The sequence below is a fragment of the Amycolatopsis vancoresmycina genome (assembly GCF_000716785.1).
GTDB classification, from domain to species: domain Bacteria; phylum Actinomycetota; class Actinomycetes; order Mycobacteriales; family Pseudonocardiaceae; genus Amycolatopsis; species Amycolatopsis vancoresmycina.
Genome location: NZ_JNYY01000023.1, coordinates 28,824 through 47,331 on the forward strand (window position 1 = coordinate 28,824; position 18,508 = coordinate 47,331).

4 protein-coding genes are annotated in these 18,508 nt (G+C 74.8%); 2 read left to right on the forward strand and 2 right to left on the reverse strand.

Annotated elements, in window-relative coordinates; all coding sequences use genetic code 11:
- Complete coding sequence (locus OO60_RS45220) at window positions 1-15,303, reverse strand: type I polyketide synthase (protein ID WP_051767899.1); 15,303 nt, start codon at window positions 15,301-15,303, stop codon at window positions 1-3.
- 368 nt (window positions 15,304-15,671) lie between these two features.
- Between OO60_RS45220 and OO60_RS37600 the strand changes: the two genes are divergently transcribed.
- Window positions 15,672-16,052, forward strand: a complete 381-nt coding sequence (locus tag OO60_RS37600) for a cold-shock protein (protein ID WP_244885641.1) — start codon at window positions 15,672-15,674, stop codon at window positions 16,050-16,052.
- Between the two features lie 110 nt (window positions 16,053-16,162).
- Window positions 16,163-16,942, forward strand: coding sequence for a hypothetical protein (locus OO60_RS37605; protein ID WP_033263152.1), 780 nt, complete (start codon window positions 16,163-16,165; stop codon window positions 16,940-16,942).
- On the opposite strand, the gene mhpA is transcribed toward OO60_RS37605, so the two are convergent.
- Window positions 16,890-18,506, reverse strand: coding sequence for a bifunctional 3-(3-hydroxy-phenyl)propionate/3-hydroxycinnamic acid hydroxylase MhpA (mhpA, locus tag OO60_RS37610; RefSeq protein WP_051767901.1), 1,617 nt, complete (start codon window positions 18,504-18,506; stop codon window positions 16,890-16,892). The two genes, OO60_RS37605 and mhpA, sit on opposite strands and share 53 nt — an antisense overlap.
- Window positions 18,507-18,508 lie beyond the last annotated feature (2 nt).

The window sequence follows — 18,508 nt, forward strand, 5'->3', positions numbered from 1 at the left end:
TCACAGCCCGGCGCTGCGCCGCGCCTGGTGCACGAGGTCGGCCGCGTCCATCGCGTCGAACTCGTCCTCCGCCGGCCCGGCCTCTTCCGTGCCGTCCGGGCCGGCGAGCCGGAGCAGTGCCTCCAGCACCCCGGCGTCCCGGAACCGGCTCAGCGGGGTCGCGGCCAGCACCCGGCGGAGCTCGTCCTCCCGCGGCTCGCCGGCCGGCTCGTCGCGGCCGCCGGGGAACAGCCCGTCCCGCAGGTGCCGGGCCAGCACCACGGGCTTCGGGTAGTCGAAGACCACCGTCGCGGGCAGGCGCAGCCCGGTCGCCCGGCTCAGCCGGTTGCGCAGTTCGACCGCGGTCAGCGAGTCGAACCCGAGCTCCTTGAACGCCGAATCCGCGTCCAGCTCGGCCGCGTTCGCATGGCCCAGCACCGCGGCGACACCGCCGAGCACCAGGTCGACGAGTGCGCTTTCCTGTTCGGTCGCGGTGGCGCCGTCGAGGCGCTGCGCCCAGGACTCCCCCGGCGCCGATGCCGCGGCGGCCTCGGCGGCCGGGCGTACCGGGCGGACGAGCCCGCGCAGGATCGACGGCACCGGCTCGTCCGCCGCGCGCACCGCCGCCGGGTCGAGGTCCATCGGGACCAGGGCCGCCTCGGCGCTCGCCAGTGCGGCGTCGAACAGCGCCATGCCGGCGTCGGTGGACAGCGGCCGCACCCCGGCCCGGCCGATCCGGCCGCGGTCGGTGTCACCGAGGTGCCGGGTGAGCGAGCTGGTCCGGGCCCAGTAGCCCCAGGCCAGCGCCGTCGCGGGGCCGCCGGTGGCGTTCCACCGCTGGGCCGCCGCGTCGAGGAAGGCGTTGGCCGCGGCGTAGTTGCCCTGACCCGGATTGCCCAGTACGCCGGCGCCGGAGGAGAACAGCACGAACGCGGCCAGGTCGAGGTCGCGGGTCAGCTCGTGCAGGACCAGCGCCGCGTCGGCCTTCGGGCGCAGCACGGTGTCGAGCCGCTGCGGGGTCAGCGCGGACACCACGCCGTCGTCGAGCGCCCCGGCCGCGTGGACCACGGCGGTCAGCGGGTGCCCGGCCGGGATCCCGGCGAGAACCGCGGCCACCGCGTCCCGGTCGGCCGCGTCGCACGCGACCACGTCCACCTGCGCGCCCAGTTCGGTCAGCTGTCCCACGAGGTGCTGTGCTTCCGCGGTCGCGGGACCGCCGCGGCTGAGCAGGACGAGGTGCCGCACCCGGTGCCGGGCGGCCAGGTGCCAGGCCAGCAACCCGCCCAGGGTGCCGGTGCCGCCGGTGATCAGCACCGTGCCGTCCGGGTCCAGCCGCCGCGGCAGGCGCAGCACGACCTTGCCGACGTGCCGGGCCTGGCTCATGAAGCGCAGCGCCTCCGGCGCCCGCCGGATGTCCCGCACGGTGACCGGCAGCGGGGTCAGCTGCCCGGTCTCGAACAGCGTCACCAGTTCGCGCAGCATCTCCTGGATCCGGTCCGGTCCCGCCGACCGGCCCAGGTCGTAGGCCTGGTAGCGGACTCCGGGGTGCGCCGCCGCGACGGCCGCGGCGTCGCGGACGTCGGTCTTGCCCAGCTCCAGGAACCGGCCACCGGGCGCCAGCAGGCCGAGCGAGGCGTCGGCGAGTTCGCCGGTCAGCGAGTTCAGCACGACGTCGACCGCACCGAACCGGCCGGCGAACTCGGCCGTCCGTGAACTGGCGATGTGCGACTCGGCCAGGCCTTCCGCCCGCAGCACGTCCTGCTTGGCCGGGCTCGCGGTGCCGAACACCTCCGCCCCGAAGGACCGGGCCAGCCGCACCGCCGCCAGCCCCACCCCGCCGGTGGCGGCGTGCACCAGCACGCGGTCGCCGGCTCCGACGCCGCCCAGGTCCCGCAGCCCGTACAGGGCAGTCAGGAACGCGATCGGCACCGACGCGGCCACTTCGAACGACCAGCCGGACGGCATCTCGGTGACCAACCGCTCGTCGGTCACCACCACGGGGCCGAACCCTCCGGCCGCGCCGTCGAGGATGCCCATCACGCGGGTTCCCGCGCGCAGCCCGGAAACCCCGGGCCCGGTTTCCGTCACGATCCCGGCGAACTCGCCGCCGAGTCCCTCCTGGCCGGGCACCATGCCCAGCGACACCAGCACATCGCGGAAGTTGACCCCCGCCGCGCGCACCTCGACCCGGATTTCACCGTCTTCCAGGGGCCGCAGCCCCTCGGGGCTGGGCACCGGCCGCAGGCTTTCCAGGGTGCCGTCGCCCGTGCTCTCCAGCCGCCACGCCGGATCGCGCGGCAGCGCCGGTTCCGCGTCGGCGGGGACGCGGGCCAGCCGCGGCAGCAGCACGGTGCCGCCGCGGATCGCCGCCTGCGGCTCCCCGGAAGCGACCACCGCCGGCAGCGCCGCCCGGGCTTCCGGACCGTCCACATCGGCCAGCACGAGCCGGCCCGGGTGCTCCGACTGCACCGACCGCACCAGCCCCCACACCCCGCCCGCCACCGGGTCGCGGACGAGTTCGCCGTCGCGGGCCGCGACCGCACCTTCGGTCACCACGACGAGCCGGGTGCCGGTTTCCGGGGCGTCGAGCCACTTCTGCACCTCGGTCAGGACGTGCCCCACCGCGGCGCGCAGGCCGGCGCCGGGCGGCACGTCCAGGACTGTCCACTGTGGCGGGTCGGTGACGGCGGGCAGCGCCGCCGGGACCCAGTCGGTCCGGAACAGGGCGCCACCGGTCAGTGCGGCGCCGGACCCGATCGGTCCGGCCGGGCGCAGCGTCAGCGAAGAGACGGTCGCGACCGGCGTTCCGGCGCGGTCGGCCACGAGCAGCGAAACGCGGTCGGCGGCGGTTCGCGTGGCGTGCACCCGCAGCGCCGACGCACCCGCGGCGTGCAGCGTCACGCCGGTCCACGAGAACGGCAGCAGGGTCTGCCCGTTCGCCGGGCCGGCGGAGGCGGCGAAGCTGGTGCTGTGCAGGGCGGCGTCGAGCAGAGCCGGGTGCAGCCCGAACGCGGCCGCGTCGGAGGTGCCGCCGGGCAGCGCGACCTCGGCGAAGACCTCGTCGCCGCGGGTCCAGACCTGCCGCAGGCCCCGGAAGACCTCGCCGTACTCGAGGCCGGTGCCGGCCAGGGTGTCGTAGAAGCCGGTGAGGTCGGCGCGCTCGGCGTCCGGCGGCGGCCACTGCGTCAGGTCGAAGGCCGCGGCCGGCGCGACGGCGGTCAGCGTGCCCGCGGCGTGCCGCGTCCACCGTCCGCTGTCGTCGGCGTCGTCGCGGCTGTGGACGCGGACCGCCCGGCGCCCGGCCGCATCGGCGTCGTCGACCACGACCTGCAGCCGCAGCGCCCCGTCGGCCGGCAGGACCAGCGGCGTCTCGACGACGAGTTCTTCGACGACCGGGCAGCCCACTTCGTCGCCGGCGCGGACGGCCAGTTCGAGGAACGCCGTCCCGGGCAGCAGGACGGCACCGGAGACGGCGTGCCCGGCCAGCCACGGGTGCGACCGCGTCGAGATGCGGCCGGTGAGCAGCACGCCGTCGCCGTCGGCCAACGGCAGAGCCGCACCCAGCAGCGGGTGGGCCGGGGAGCTCAGGCCCGCGGTGGAAACGTCGCCGGCCGGGTCGGGGATGTCGAGCCAGTAGCGCTGGTGCTGGAAGGCGTAGGTGGGCAGGTCCACGTGCTTGCCCCGCCCGGTGGTCCAGGTGACCGGGATCCCCCGGACGTGCACCTCGGCCAGACTGGTCAGCAATCGCCGCAGCCCACCGTCGTCGCGGCGCAGGGTTCCGGTGACCACCGCGGCCACGTCGTGACCGTCCAAGACCTCCTGCACCGCGGTGGTGAGCACCGGATGCGGGCTCACCTCGACGAACGCCCGGTGTCCTTGGGCCACCAGTGTCTCGACCGCCGGACCGAACCCGACCTGGTGACGCAGATTGCGGTACCAGTACTCCGCGTCCAGCTCCGATCCTTCGAGCCATTCCTGGGTGACCGTCGACCACATCGGCACCTGCGCGGGCCCCGGCCGGATCGCAGCCAGGGTCCGCGACAGCTGCTCTCGCAGTACTTCGACGTGACGGGTGTGGGAGGCGTAGTCCACCGGGATCATCCGGGCCCGCACCCCGTCCTTCTCGCACGCGGCCCGCACCTCGGCCAGTGCGCCGGGATCGCCGGCCACCACCACCGAGGCCGGGCCGTTGACGGCCGCCACTTCCACGCGGCCGTCCCACGCCCGCACGCGTGCACCGGCCTGGTCCACCGGCAAGCTCAACGACAGCATTCCGCCGCGCCCGGCCAGCGACGCCGCGATGGCCTGGCTCCGCAACGCCACCACCATCGCCGCATCGGCCAGCGACAACGCACCCGCCACACAGGCCGCAGCGATCTCCCCCTGGGAATGGCCGAGCACGGCGTCCGGGATCACCCCGTACGACCGCCACACCGCGGCCAGCGCCACCATCACCGTGAACGAAGCCGGCTGCACCACATCCACCCGGTCCAGACCGAGACCGTCCCGCAGGACCTCCGTCACCGACCAATCCACCCACGGCGACAACGCTTCCTCGCACTCCGCCACCACTCCGGCGAACACCGGCGAGGCGGCGAGCAACTCACGCCCCATCCCGACCCACTGCGCCCCTTGACCCGGGAACACGAACACCTGCTTGCCCTCGACGTCCGCCACCCCCGAGACCGCACCGGTCAGGTCGTGCAGGCCCGCCAGTGCTTCGGCGCGGTCGGCGGCCAGCACCACCGCGCGGTCGGGCAGCAGCGCCCGGCTCGTCACCAGCGCCGCCCCCACCTCCGGCAGGGCCACGTCGTCATCGTCCACAAAGGACGCCAGCCGGGCCGCCTGTGCGTGCAGGCCGGCCGGGCCGCGGCCGGACAGCACCAGCGGCACGATCCCGCCGTCGAACGGCTCCGGCCCGTCGTCGGCGCGCGGCGCGGGTTCGGGGGCCTGTTCCAGGATGACGTGGGCGTTCGTCCCGCTGATGCCGAACGACGACACCCCCGCCCGCCGCGGCCGGTCCACCGCCGGCCACTCGCGCTGCTCGGTCAGCAGCCGCACCGCACCGGCCGACCAGTCCACCTTCGGCGTCGGCTCGTCGACGTGCAGCGTGCGCGGCAGCACGCCCCGGCGGATCGCCTCGATCATCTTGATCACCCCGGCGATCCCGGCCGCGCCCTGGGTGTGCCCGATGTTCGACTTGACCGAACCGAGCCACAACGGTTCTTCGCGGTCCTGCCCGTAGGTCGCGAGCAGCGCCTGCGCTTCGATCGGATCGCCGAGCACCGTGCCGGTGCCGTGGGCCTCGACCGCGTCGACGTCCGAAGTGGACAGTCCGGCACTCGCCAGCGCCGCCCGGATCACCCGCTGCTGCGACGGGCCGTTCGGCGCCGTCAGCCCGTTGGACGCCCCGTCCTGGTTCACCGCGGAGCCCGCCACCACCGCCAGCACGCGGTGCCCCCGTTCCCGGGCCACCGACAACGGCTCCAGCAGCACGAGCCCGACGCCTTCGCCCCAGCCGGTGCCGTCGGCGCCACCGGCGAACGGCTTGCACCGGCCGTCGCCGGCCAGCCCGCGCTGCCTGCTGAACTCCACGAACGGCCCGGGCAGGGCCATCATCGACGCTCCGCCCGCGAGCGCCATCGAACACTCGCCGCGGCGCAGCGCCTGGGCCGCCAGGTGGATCGCCACCAGCGACGACGAACACGCGGTGTCCACCGTCAGCGCCGGACCCTCGAAGCCGAGGGAATACGCGACCCGGCCCGAAGCAACGCTGGCCGACGTCCCGGTCAGCCGGTAGCCCTCGAGGTCGCCGGGGGCCAGGTGGATCCGCACGGCGTAGTCGTGGTTGATCACGCCGGTGAACACGCCGATGTTCTGCCCGTGCAGGGAAGCCGGGTCGATGCCCGCGTTCTCCAGCGTCTCCCAGGACGTCTCCAGGACCAGGCGCTGCTGCGGGTCCATGGCCAGCGCCTCGCGGGGGCTGATGCCGAAGAAGCCCGCGTCGAAGCCCGCCGCGTCGTCGAGGAAACCGCCGGCCCGGACGTAGGACTTGCCCGCCCGGTCCGGATCGGGGTCGAACAGGCCGTCGAGGTCCCAGCCGCGATCGTCCGGGAACGGCCCGACCGCGTCGCGGCCGGCGGCGACCAGGTCCCACAGCCCGGCCGGGGAGGCCACCCCGCCGGGGAACCGGCACGCCATCCCGATGACGGCGATCGGGTCGCCGGTCACGGCGGCGGCGGTCGCCGGGGCGGCCACCGGGTCCGCGGTGCCGAGGAGTTCGGTCCGGACCCGGCGGGCGAGCGCGTCCGGGGTGGGGTGGTCGAAGACGACGGTGGCCGGCAGCCGCAGGCCCGTGGCCGTGCTGACGCGGTTGCGCAGTTCCACCGCGGTCAGCGAGTCGAACCCGGCTTCCTTGAACGCCTGGGTGGTGCCGATCGCCGCCGGCGTCGCGTGGCCGAGGACGGCGGCGGCTTCAGCCCGCACGAGCTCGACGAGCAGGCGCTTCTGCTCCGGTTCCGCCAAGCCGCGCACCCGGTCCGCCAGCCCGCCACCGGCGGCGGCACCGGTCGCCGCGACGCGCCGCCCCGGCCGCACCAGGCCCCGCAGCAGCGGGGACACCGCGGCGGGGTCGGTGTTCCCGCGCAGGCTCGCCAGGTCGAGCTTCACCGGCACGAGCGCCGCTTCGGGCGACCGGAGGGCGGCGTCGAACAGGGCGAGCCCTTCGGCCGACGACAGGCCGGTGACCCCGCTTCGCCGGTGCCGCTGCAGGTCCGCGCGGCCCAGGTGGCCGGTGAGGCCGCTGACCTGGGCCCAGTAGCCCCAGGCGAGCGACGTCGTGGGAGCCCCGGTGGCGTTCCACCGCTGGGCCGCCGCGTCGAGGAAGGCGTTGGCCGCGGCGTAGTTGCCCTGACCCGGATTGCCCAGCACACCCGCGCCGGAAGAGAACAGCACGAACGCGGCCAGGTCGAGGTCCCGGGTCAGCTCGTGCAGGTGTACCGCCGCGTCGGCCTTCGGGCGCAGCACCGTGTCGAGCCGCTGCGGGGTCAGTGCGGTGAGCACCCCGTCGTCGAGTGCGCCGGCGGTGTGGACCACGGCGGTCAGCGGGTGCTCGGCCGGGACGTCGGCGAGGACCGCGGCCAGCGCGTCCCGGTCGGCGACGTCGCAGGCCACCACCCGCACGCCGGCCCCCAGCTCGCGCACCAGGTCGGCCGCGCCGGGGGCGTCGGGACCGCGGCGGCTGAGCAGCAGCAGGTGCCGCACGCCGTGCTCGGCGGCCAGGTGCCGGGCCAGCAGCCCGCCCAGGGTGCCGGTGCCGCCGGTGATCAGCACCGTGCCGTCCGGGTCCAGCCGCCGCGGCAGGCGCAGGACCACCTTGCCCACGTGCCGGGCCTGGCTCATGAACCGGAACGCCTCGGGCGCCTGCCGGATGTCCCACCGCGTCACCGGCAGCGGGGTCAGCCGGCCCGCTTCGAACAGCGCCACCAGCTCGCGCAGCATCTCCTGGATCCGGTCGGGGCCCGCCGTGCGGCCCAGGTCGTAGGCTTCGTAGTGCACCCCCGGATGGGCGACGGCGACGACTTCGGCGTCGCGGATGTCGGTCTTGCCCAGCTCCAGGAACCGGCCGCCGGGCGACAGCAGGCCGAGCGAGGCGTCGACGAACTCCCCCGACAGCGAGTTCAGCACCACGTCGACCCCGGCGAACCGGTCGGCGAACGCCAGCGATCGCGAACTGGCCAGGTGCTCGTCGTCCAGGCCCTCGCCGCGCAGGACGTCCCACTTGGCCGGGCTCGCGGTGCCGAACACCTCCGCCCCGAAACAGCGGGCCAGGCGCACCGCCGCCAGCCCGACCCCGCCCGCGGCCGCGTGCACCAGCACGCGGTCGCCGGCTCCGACGTCACCCAGGTCGCGCAGCCCGTACAGGGCGGTCAGGAACGCGACCGGCACCGATGCGGCCACCTCGAACGACCAGCCGGACGGCACCTCGGTGACCAGCCGCGCGTCCACGACCACCACCGGGCCGAAGCCGCCGAACGCCCCGCCGAGCACGCCCATCACGCGGGAGCCTTCGCGCAGCCCGGAAACCCCCGGGCCGAGCTCGGTCACGACCCCGGCGAACTCGCCGCCGATCCCTTCCTGACCGGGCACCATGCCCAGCGACACCAGCACATCGCGGAAGTTGACGCCCGCCGCGCGCACCTCGACCCGGAGTTCGCCGTCTTCCAGGGGCCGCAGCGCTTCGGGGCACGGCACCGGCCGCAGGTCCGCCAGGGTGCGCCCTTCGCCGCTCTCCAGCCGCCACGGGGCCGAGCCGACCGGTTCCGGGCCGAGCGCCCGGACCAGCCGCGGCAGCAGCACGGTGCCGCCCCGGACGGCCGCCTGCGGCTCGCCCGAGGCCACCACCGCGGTGACCAGCTCCCGCGACGCCGCGAGGTCGTCCACGTCCACCAGCACGATCCGGCCCGGGTTCTCCGACTGGGCCGACCGCACCAGTCCCCACACCGCGGCGGCCGCGGGGTCGACGAAGACGCCCGGATCGCCGGCCGCCACGGCGTGCCGGGTCAGGACGACGAGCTGGTCGTCGCCGGCCCGCTCGTCGGCCAGCCAGCGCTGCACCGTCGCCAGCGTGTGTTCGAGCGCCGCCCGGACGTCGCTCCCGGCCGGCACCTCGGCCACGGTCATCGGCACCGGCTCGGCGACCGGCGCCACGGGCGCCGCGGTCCACTCGACACGCAGCAGCGAGTCCGGCACCGGGTCGCGGTGCGCCAGGCGGTCGGTGTCCACGGGCCGCAGCACCAGGGAGGCGATCGACGCCACCGGTGCGCCGGCCGGGTCGGTCACGTCGAGGGAAACGCCGTCGGCGCCGATCGGCACCGCCCGCACCCGCAGGGCCGAAGCGCCGGACGCGTGCAGGGCCACGCCGGTCCAGGCGAACGGCAGCGGCGTCCGCCCGGACTCGGCCGGCTGGTCGTGGCAGAAGGTGCTCGCGTGGAGCGCGGCGTCGAGCAGGGCCGGGTGCAGCCCGAACCCGGCGCCACCGTCGCCGTCGCCGGGCAGCGCGACCTCGGCGAACACCTCCCGGCCGCGGGTCCACACCCGCTGCAGGCCCTGGAACACCGGGCCGTACTCGTAGCCCTGGGCGAACTGCCGCGGGTAGAAGCCGTCGACGTCGGCCGCCACCGCGCCGGGCGGCGGCCAGGCGGCGGGATCGGGCGACGGCGTCCCGGCGTCCGGTGCCAGGGTGCCGCTCGCGTGCCGGACCCACGAGGGATCGGTGCCGGCTTCGGCGGGCGCGGAGTAGACGCCGAACCGGCGGCGGCCGTCCGCCGACGGCGGGTCGAGCTGGAGCTGGATCCGGACGGCGTCCGAGCCGGACAGCACCAGCGGCGTCTCGATGACCAGCTCGTCGACGACCGGGCACCCGGTTTCGTCGCCGCCGCGGATCGCCAGCTCGACGAAGACGGTCCCGGGCACGAGGGTCACGCCCGACACCGCGTGGTCGGCCAGCCACGGGTGCGTCCGCGTGGACAACCGGCCGGTGAACAGCACGCCTTCGCCGGCGGCCAAGCTCGTCGCGGCCCCCAGGATCGGGTGCTCCGCGGACACCAGCCCGGCGCCCGAGACGTCACCCGTGGCGGGTGTGCGGTGGAGCCAGAAGTGCTCCCGCTGGAACGCGTAGGTCGGCAGCGGGACGTGCCGCCCGTCGCGGCCGGCGAACCGGCCCCGCCAGTCCACCCCCACCCCGCGCACGAACAGCTCCGCCGCGCTCGTCAGGAGCCGGCGCAGCCCGCCGTCGTCGCGCCGCAGCGTGCCGGTCACCACCGTGGGGCCCTCGTCCCGGGTGTCGAGGACGTCCTGGATGGCGGTGGTCAGCACCGGGTGCGGGCTCACTTCGGTGAACACGCGGTGGCCCCGGTCCAGCAGCGCCTCGATCGCGGCCGCGAAGCCGACCGGGTGCCGGAGGTTGCGGTACCAGTACCCGGCGTCCAGTTCGGGACCGGCCAGCCACTCCTGGGTGACCGTCGACCACATCGGGACCTCGGCCGGGCCGGGCCGGACGTCGGCCAGTGTCTCCCGCAGCCGGTCGTGCAGGGCTTCGACGTGGTGGGTGTGGGAGGCGTAGTCCACCGGGATCATCCGGGCCCGCCCCCCGTCGGCCTCGCAGGCGGCCCGGATCGCGGCGAGCGCGTCGGGGTCGCCCGCGACGACCACGGACACCGGCCCGTTGACCGCGGCGACCTCCACCCGCCCGGCCCACGGTGCCAGCCGCTCGGTGGCCTGTTCCACCGGCAGCGCGAGCGACAGCATGCCGCCCCGGCCGGCCAGGGACGCGGCGATGGCCTGGCTGCGCAACGCGACGACCTTCGCCGCGTCCGCCAGGGAAAGCGCGCCCGCCACGCAGGCGGCCGCGATCTCGCCCTGGGAGTGCCCGACGACGGCGTCCGGCGCCAGGCCCCAGGAGCGCCACACCTCGGCCAGGGCCACCATGACGGTGAACGAGGCCGGCTGCACCACGTCGACCCGGTCGAGGCCCGGCGCGTCCGGTGCCCCGCGGAGCACCTCGGTCACCGACCAGTCGACCCACGGGGACAACGCCTTCTCGCACTCCGCCACCACTTCGGCGAAAACCGGGGAGTCCGCCAGCAGGTCGCGTCCCATGCCGGCCCACTGCGCGCCTTGACCCGGGAAGACGAACACGCGCTTGCCTTCCACGTCGGCGCTGCCCGAGACGACACCGGCAGCCGCGGCGCCCCCGGCCAGCGCGCGCAGCCCGGCCACCGCCTCGGCGCGGTCGGCGGCCGGCACCACCGCCCGGTCGGGCAGCAGCGCCCGGCTCGTCACCAAGGCCGCACCGACGTCGGCGAGGGCGTCGCCACTTTTGTCCACAAAGGACGCCAGGCGGGCCGCTTGGCCGCGCAGGGCGGCCGGGCCACGGCCCGAGACGACGAGCGGTACCAGATCCGGTACGCCCGCGAGTTCCGCCGGGTCCGGTGCGTGGTCCGGCGCCTGTTCGAGGATCACGTGCGCGTTGGTCCCGCTGATCCCGAACGACGACACCCCGGCCCGGCGCGGCCGGTCCGCCTTCGGCCACTCCCGCTGCTCGGTCAGCAACCGCACCTCGCCCGCCGACCAGTCCACCGCCGGGGTCGGCTCGTCCACGTGCAAGGTCTGCGGCAGCACCCCGCGCTGCATCGCCTCGACCATCTTGATCACCCCGGCCACCCCGGCGGCACCTTGGGTGTGGCCGATGTTCGACTTGATCGACCCCAGCCACAACGGCTCTTCACGATCCTGCCCATACGTCGCCAACAACGCCTGCGCCTCGATCGGGTCACCCAACGAGGTGCCGGTGCCGTGCGCTTCGACCGCATCGACGTCCGAAGTGGACAGACCGGCACTGGCCAGGGCCGCCTGGATCACCCGCTGCTGCGACGGGCCATTCGGCGCGGTCAGGCCGTTGGAAGCACCATCCTGGTTCACCGCCGAACCCGCCACCACACCCAGCACACGATGTCCGCGTTCCAGCGCTACCGACAACCGTTCCAGCAAAATCAGCCCGGCGCCTTCGCCCCAGCCCGTACCGTCCGCACCCCCGGCGAACGGCTTGCACCGGCCGTCCTCGGCCAACCCGCGCTGGCGGCTGAACTCCACGAACGACACTGGTGTCGCCATCACCGTCACGCCACCGGCCAATGCCAAGGAGCACTCACCACGCCGCAACGCCTGCGCCGCCAGGTGAATCGCCACCAGCGACGACGAACAGGCCGTGTCCACCGTCAACGCCGGACCCACGAAACCCAGTGCATACGCCACCCGGCCGGACGCGACACTGCCGGCGGTTCCGGTGCCGATGTAGCCCACCAGGTCCGGCGGCACCGGCTCGGTACCGGGGCCGTAGTCGTGGTGCATCACACCGGCGAACACGCCGACGTCGCCGCCGCGCAGGGTCGCCGGGTCGATGCCCGCGTTCTCGAAGGTCTCCCACGACGTTTCCAGCAACAGCCGCTGCTGCGGATCCATCGCCAACGCCTCCCGCGGGGAAATCCCGAAGAACCCCGCATCGAACCCCGCCGCATCCGCCAGGAAACCACCCTCCCGGACATACGACGTCCCCGCCCGAGCCGGATCCGGGTCGAACAACCGGTCCAAATCCCAGCCGCGGTTATCCGGGAATTCCCCGATCGCGTCCCGGCCCGCATCCACCAGGTCCCACAACTGCTCCGGTGACGCCACCCCGCCCGGGAAGCGGCACGCCATCCCGACGATCGCGATCGGCTCGTCTACAAAGGAGGGAGCCGGAACCGGCGGCGCCTCGGTGCCGCCCAGCAGTTCCCGTTTCAGGTAGCGGGCGACGGCGTTCGGGTTCGGGTGGTCGAAGGCCAGCGTGGCCGGCAGGGCGAGCCCGGTCGCGGCGCTGAGCCGGTTCCGCAGTTCGACCGCGTTCACCGAGGTGAAGCCCAGCTCGCGGAAGGCGCGCTCCGCCGCGACCGCGCGGCCGCCGGGCAAGCCGGCCACGTGCGCGGTTTCGGCCCGCACCAGCTCGGCGAGCAGGGCGACCTGGTCGCCGTCCGCCGTGCCGGCCAGCCGGCGTCGCCACTCTTCCGTCGCTTCGGCGGACGGCGCCGGCGCGTCGGCCAGGCCGAGCAGTTCACGCAGGAGGTTCGGCACCGCACGCTGTTCCGCCTCGCCCTGCGCGGCGAGGTTCAGGCGCAGCGCGACAAGAGAAGTCCGGCCGGCCGCGAGCGCACCCTCGAAGACCGCGAGTCCTTCGTCGACGGAGAGCGTGGTCGCGCCGCCGGTTCCTGGCTCCCCGATGTCCCAGGACAGCGCCACGGCGGGCAGACCGAGGGCCCGGCGATGGTGTGCCAGCGCCTCGAAGCAGGCCGTGGTGGCCGAGGGTGCGCCGTCGGCCAGCAGGCCCGCCACCGGGGACACGAGCAGGAAGGTCGACACCCCGGCGCCGAGCGTCAGCTCGTGGAGGTTCCGGGCCGCGTCCACCACGGCCCGGCCGAACGGCGCGGCGGGCTGGACGTGCACCACGGCCGTGACGGGCCGGTCCAGCCCGGCCAGCAGCGCCGCGAGCGCCGTCCGGTCGCCGGGGTCGGTGGCCACCAGGGTCGCGGTCACGCCCGCCTCGGTCAGGTCGGCCGCCAGCCGCACCGCCGCCTCGTCCTCGAGGGCACCGGGGTCCAGCAGCAGGACGTGGCGGGCGCCGCGGGTGGTGGCCAGGTGCCGCGCGACGGCCGCGGCGGCAGGGTCGGTGACGCCGGTGACCAGCACCGTGCCGGAGGTGTCGACCTCGCCGGTGACTTCGGCGCCGGAGGTCGACACCCGGGCCAGCCGGGGCACCAGCACCGCGCCGGCGCGCACGAGCGTGCGGGGTTCGCCGGCGGCGACGGCATCGCGGACCGCCGCGGCCCACTCGTCGCCGCCCTCCTCCGGCTCCGCGACCACAACGGAAAGCCGGCCGGGGTACTCGCTCATCGCTTCCGAGAGCGGCGCGTAGGCGAACGGGTCCCGCGCGCCGGTGTCAACGACGACCACGCGGATCCCGGTCAGCCGTGCGTCGGCGAGCCACTGCCGCAGCCGGGTGGTCAGGCCGGCCGGCACGGCCACGACGGCCGGGGCCGGTTCGCCGTGGTCCAGCGCCTGGTCGAAGCCGTCGACGTCGGCATAGGCGTGCACCCGGGCGCCGGTCGCCTCCAGCCCGGCGGCCAGGCCGGGAACGTCGAGGCCCGCGATGGCCCAGGTTTCGCCCGCGGGACGCGCCACCGGTCCGGCCGGGACCCAGCTGGTGCGGTAGAGGTGCTCGTGGTGGCTGTCGCCGATCGCCCGGAGGCGGGCGGGCAGGTCGAGCAACGCGTGCCGCTTGACCTTGCCCGACGCGGTCCTGGGCACCGCACCGATCTGGTAGATCGCCACCGGCACCTTGAAGAAGGCCAGCCGATCCCGGCAGACCCGCAGCACCTCCGCCGGATCGAAGTCGTCGGCCCCCGGTACGACGTAGACGACCGGCACCTCGCCGAGCACCCCGTGCGGCCGGCCCGCCGCCGCGACGTCGGCCACCCCGGGGACGCCCCGCACGACCTCTTCGATCTCCCCCGGGTGCACGTTCTCCCCGCCGCGGAGGATCAATTCCTTCACCCGGCCGGTCACCGTCAGGAAACCCGACTCGTCGGCCCGGGCCAGATCACCCGTGCGCAACCACCCGTCCACCAGGACCTCGGCCGTCGCCGCCGGCTGGTTCCAGTACCCCAGCATCACGTTCGGGCCCCGGAGCCACACCTCCCCCTCCGCGCCGACCGCCACGTCCGACGCGCCTTCGCCGACCAGCCGCACCGCCACGCCCGGGACCGGCAGCCCGCACGACCCGGCCGGCCCGGCGCCCCGCCAGTTCACCGCGATCGCGCCGCAGGACTCCGTGCTGCCGTAGGCATCCACCAGCGGCACGCCGAACACGTCCTCGAAGGACCGGCGCAGGCCCGCCGGCAGCACCGCACCACCGACCAAGCCGGCCCGTACCGACGGCAGCACACCGCGGTCGCCGGAATCCACCAGGCCCTGGTACACCGTCGGCACCCCCGCCAGCACCGTCGGATCGAACTCCCCGGCCACCCGGACGACGTCACCGGCCGAAAACCCCGGCAGCACCCGCACCGAGGCCCCTACCGACACCGCGCCCAGCACGCACACCACGTGCGACAAGGAATGGAACAACGGCAAGGGCCACAGCACCCGGTCATCCGCCGACAGGCCCAACGCCGGCACATAACTCGCCGCCACGGACCACAAACAACTCCGCTGCGTCGACACAACCCCCTTCGGCAACCCCGTCGTCCCCGACGTGTAAAGAATCCACGCCGGCTCGTCCAGCCCCAGATCGTCACGAGCCGGCACCGGGGAGTCCGTTGTGGACAGCCTGGCGAACGAGCGGGTGCCCGCCGGGGCGGGTCCGTCGCCGGTCACGAGCAGCGCCCGGGCGGGCCGGTCCGCCAGCACCCGGCGGACCTGGTCGAGCCGCTCGGGATCGGTGATCACCACGGTGGCGCCGCTGTCGGCGAGGAAGTGGCCGAGTTCGGCGTCGGCCGAGCGCGGGTTCAGCGGCACGCCGATCGCGGCGGCGCGGGTGATCGCGAAGTAGCTTTCGACGGCTTCCACGCCGTTGCCGAGGTAGATCGCCACCCGGTCACCGCGGCCGGCACCGAGTGCGGCCAGGTGCCCGGCCAGCCGCCGCGTGCGCAGTTCCAGTTCGGCGTAGCCCACGGTGCGCCGTCCGTCGGCGTAGGCGATCTTGTCGCCGAACTCGTCCGCGTGCGCCCGCACCGTGTCAGGCAGAGGACGGATCAACTCGGTACGCAGCATGCCGCCGACACCCCTTGGTCGAATGGGACGTCCCGGCGCGGTTCGCCGCCGCACTCCGGCGTGGCGCCGGGACCGTTCGGACGGCACGTTCCCGCGAGACGGCCGTCCCGCCCAGTCTTGCCGGAGTTCCGGAATCGGTGCCCCCTAGCCGCCCCCCGGGGTGTCCCCAGCTTCACGGCGGAAAGGCCGACCCCCCTTGTCATCCCCCTGTCCGCGACGCTTTTCCCACCCTCCGCGCACGGGTGGACCCGCCGTCGGGCAAAACCCTAGGATAGGTGCGTTTCCCGGTTCACCGACTGGTGGGAGTGGTCGTGGTCAAGGGTGTACTCGTGCGTTTCGACGAGACTCGAGGATACGGTTTCGCGTCGCCGGAAACGGGCGGGGACGACGTCTTCATCCACGTCAACGACCTCAGTTCCGACAAACGCCTGCTGGTCGCCGGGGCCACCCTGGAATTCGAGGTCGGGGACGGCGACCGGGGCCTGAAGGCCTCCGCCGTCCGCATCCTGCAGTCCCCGGCCGCGCGGCAGGCCGGCCCCGGGCCCGGCGCCGACGACGGCCTGTGCGACGTGCTGCCGACCGGTGAATACCGCCAGGAAATCACCGAAGTGCTGCTCGGCGCCGACCCGGCCATCACGGGCGCGCAGATCATCCGCATCCGCGACGAGCTCGTCCGGCTCGCCCTCGCCCACGGCTGGCTCGAGGACTGACCCCGGCCGCCCCCCTAAAACCGCCCAGACTTCCGGCGGGCCTGCGTCCCGGCCGGAAACCGGTGGTAGAAATCGGTGGTCACGGAACAGCCGATTCGGGAGTCGAGTTCATGACCGGCGAATGGTTTTGTCTGCACCTCGGTGAAAAAACCGGCACGGGAGAACTGCCGGCGTGGCGCGGTGAACTCGACCTGATCCGCGGCCTGCCGTGGTTCTTCGACCGGCTCGACGACGGTTTCCTGCTCTGGATCCGCACCGACGCCTGGAACCGCCGCGAAATCGTCCGGCGGTTCCGGAGTTCGGCCGCACTCCGCGGCTTGCAGGTGGTGCCACGGGTGGCCGCGCCACCGACCGCGAGGTTCACCGACCCGCGCGACCGCCGCCACGCCGAAGAGCTGGCGCTCGTTTCCAGCGAACTCGCCCTGGACCTGTGCCGGGCCGGGGAACCCGCCGCCGGCGCCGAGCTGCCGGCGGCGGTGCTGCACGTGTGGTCCCTGCTCGGCGGCGTGGACGGCAAGTCCCGCCCGTCGTTCCTGTTTTCCCTGTGGGAACACTGGACCCGGCGGATGCGCCCGCACCAGCGGGTCGCGCTCGCCGCCCGCGCGGCGGATCCGGTCGCGGCCGCGACCGGGGCGCTGCTCGCCGACAGCCGGCTCCACGCGCCTTGGCACCACCAGCTGCGCGTCGTCGCGCGAGTCGCGCGTGACGCGGGCGCCACGCCGGTGAACTACCTGCTGTACGAGCACGCGAAGACCGGCGCGGCCCGGCTCGGCCTGCCACCGGACAGCCTGGCCTTGGCCGCCGCCGTGCTCCGCGGGGAAGTTCTCGCCGGCACCGTCACCGCCCACCCGGCGGTACGGGCTCCGGAATTCGTGCCGGCGGCGCGGTGAGCTGCCGGGCGGCATCCCGGACCAGGTCGGCCACTTCGGCCTCGTCGCGGGCGACACCGAAGAGGTAGAAGTCGGGGCGCACCAGGGCCGCGACCGCCCCCATGCCGGCCAGGTACGGCCCGTAGCACCCGTCGACGTCGACGACGTCGAAGTCACTCGGCGGGGTGCCGGCGGGGCGAACGCGGACGAGCCGCGCCCCCAAGGCCGCCAGTGCGTCCGGACACGACCGGTCCAGGACGGCCGCGCAGTCCAGCGTGCTGATGAGCACGAAGCCGAGTCCGGCGATCTCGTCGAACAGCCCGGTCCGCCCGCCGCGGCTCACCCTGGCCTGCGGCGTGGAGTCGCCCGCGTACGGCGCCGGCCGCCCCGCGGCGTCGTGGCGCAGGAACCCGGTCACGAGGGCCTTCACCGCGGTCCGTTCCCGCGCCGGCGGGTCGATGTTCCGGCGGCGCGCGGTCAGCATGGCGCGGTCGCGGTCGGCCGCCGCGGCCGGGTTCACCACGCACACCACCTTGCCGAGCTCGACCGACATCGTCACCGCGTGCCGCACGTGCGCCCGCCGCTCGGCGTCGTAGGTGTCCAGCAGCTCCGCTGGCGCGTGGCCGGCCAGGACGAGGTCGAGCTTCCAGGCCAGGTTGGCGGCGTCCCGGAACCCGGAGCACATGCCCTGGCCCGCGAACGGCGGCATCAGGTGGGCCGCGTCGCCCGCGATGAGCAGGCGCCCGGACCGCCAGCGATCCGCCCAGCTCGCCCGGAAGGTGTACACGGCGTGCCGGTCCAGCCGTGCGTTCTCCGGGTTGACGTCGACCAGGCGCAGCAGGCGCCAGGCGTTTTCCGCGCTGCCGAAGTCGCTTTGCCGCTCCCCCGGCAGGCGCATGAACTCCCAGCGCCGGTGCCCCGGCCCCGCCGACACCGCGGTACGCGGCCGCGCCGGGTCGCAGATCTGCAGGTTGTTCGGGGTGAACTCGCGCGGCTCGCGCAGGGTGACGTCGCAGATCAGCCAGTCGTGGGCGAAGCCGAGATCGGTGCTCGTGGTGCCCAGTCGCTCCCGGACGAAGCTGTTCGCCCCGTCGCAGCCGATCACCCAGCCGGCGTCGAAGTCCTGCCGTGTGCCGTCGGCCGTCTCGGCCGTGACGCGCACCCCGTCGTCGTCTTCGAGCGCGTCCACCACCGTGTACCCCCGCAGTACCCGCAGGTTCGGCAGGCTGCTGCCGCGGGCCGTCAGCGCGGCTTCCAGCTCCGGCTGGTAGAACGATGTCGAGTCGGGCCACGCGCAGTGCCCCCGCTCGGCCACGTCGAACTCGATCAGGGTTTCCCCGCGGGCGGTGCGCCACGCGTACTCGCGAGACGGCTCGCCGAACCGGGCGAACGCGTCGCCGATCCCGGCCGCGGCGAGGATGCGCCCGGCCTCGCTGTCGAACCCGACGGCCCGCGGCTGCCGGAAGGGTTCGGGCCACCGCTCCAGGGCGGTCACCCGCCATCCTCGCTGGGCGAGCAGGACCGCCAGCAGCTGGCCGACCGGGCCGTAGCCGACGATCAGCACGTCGGTGCCGGGAGCGGGCATGG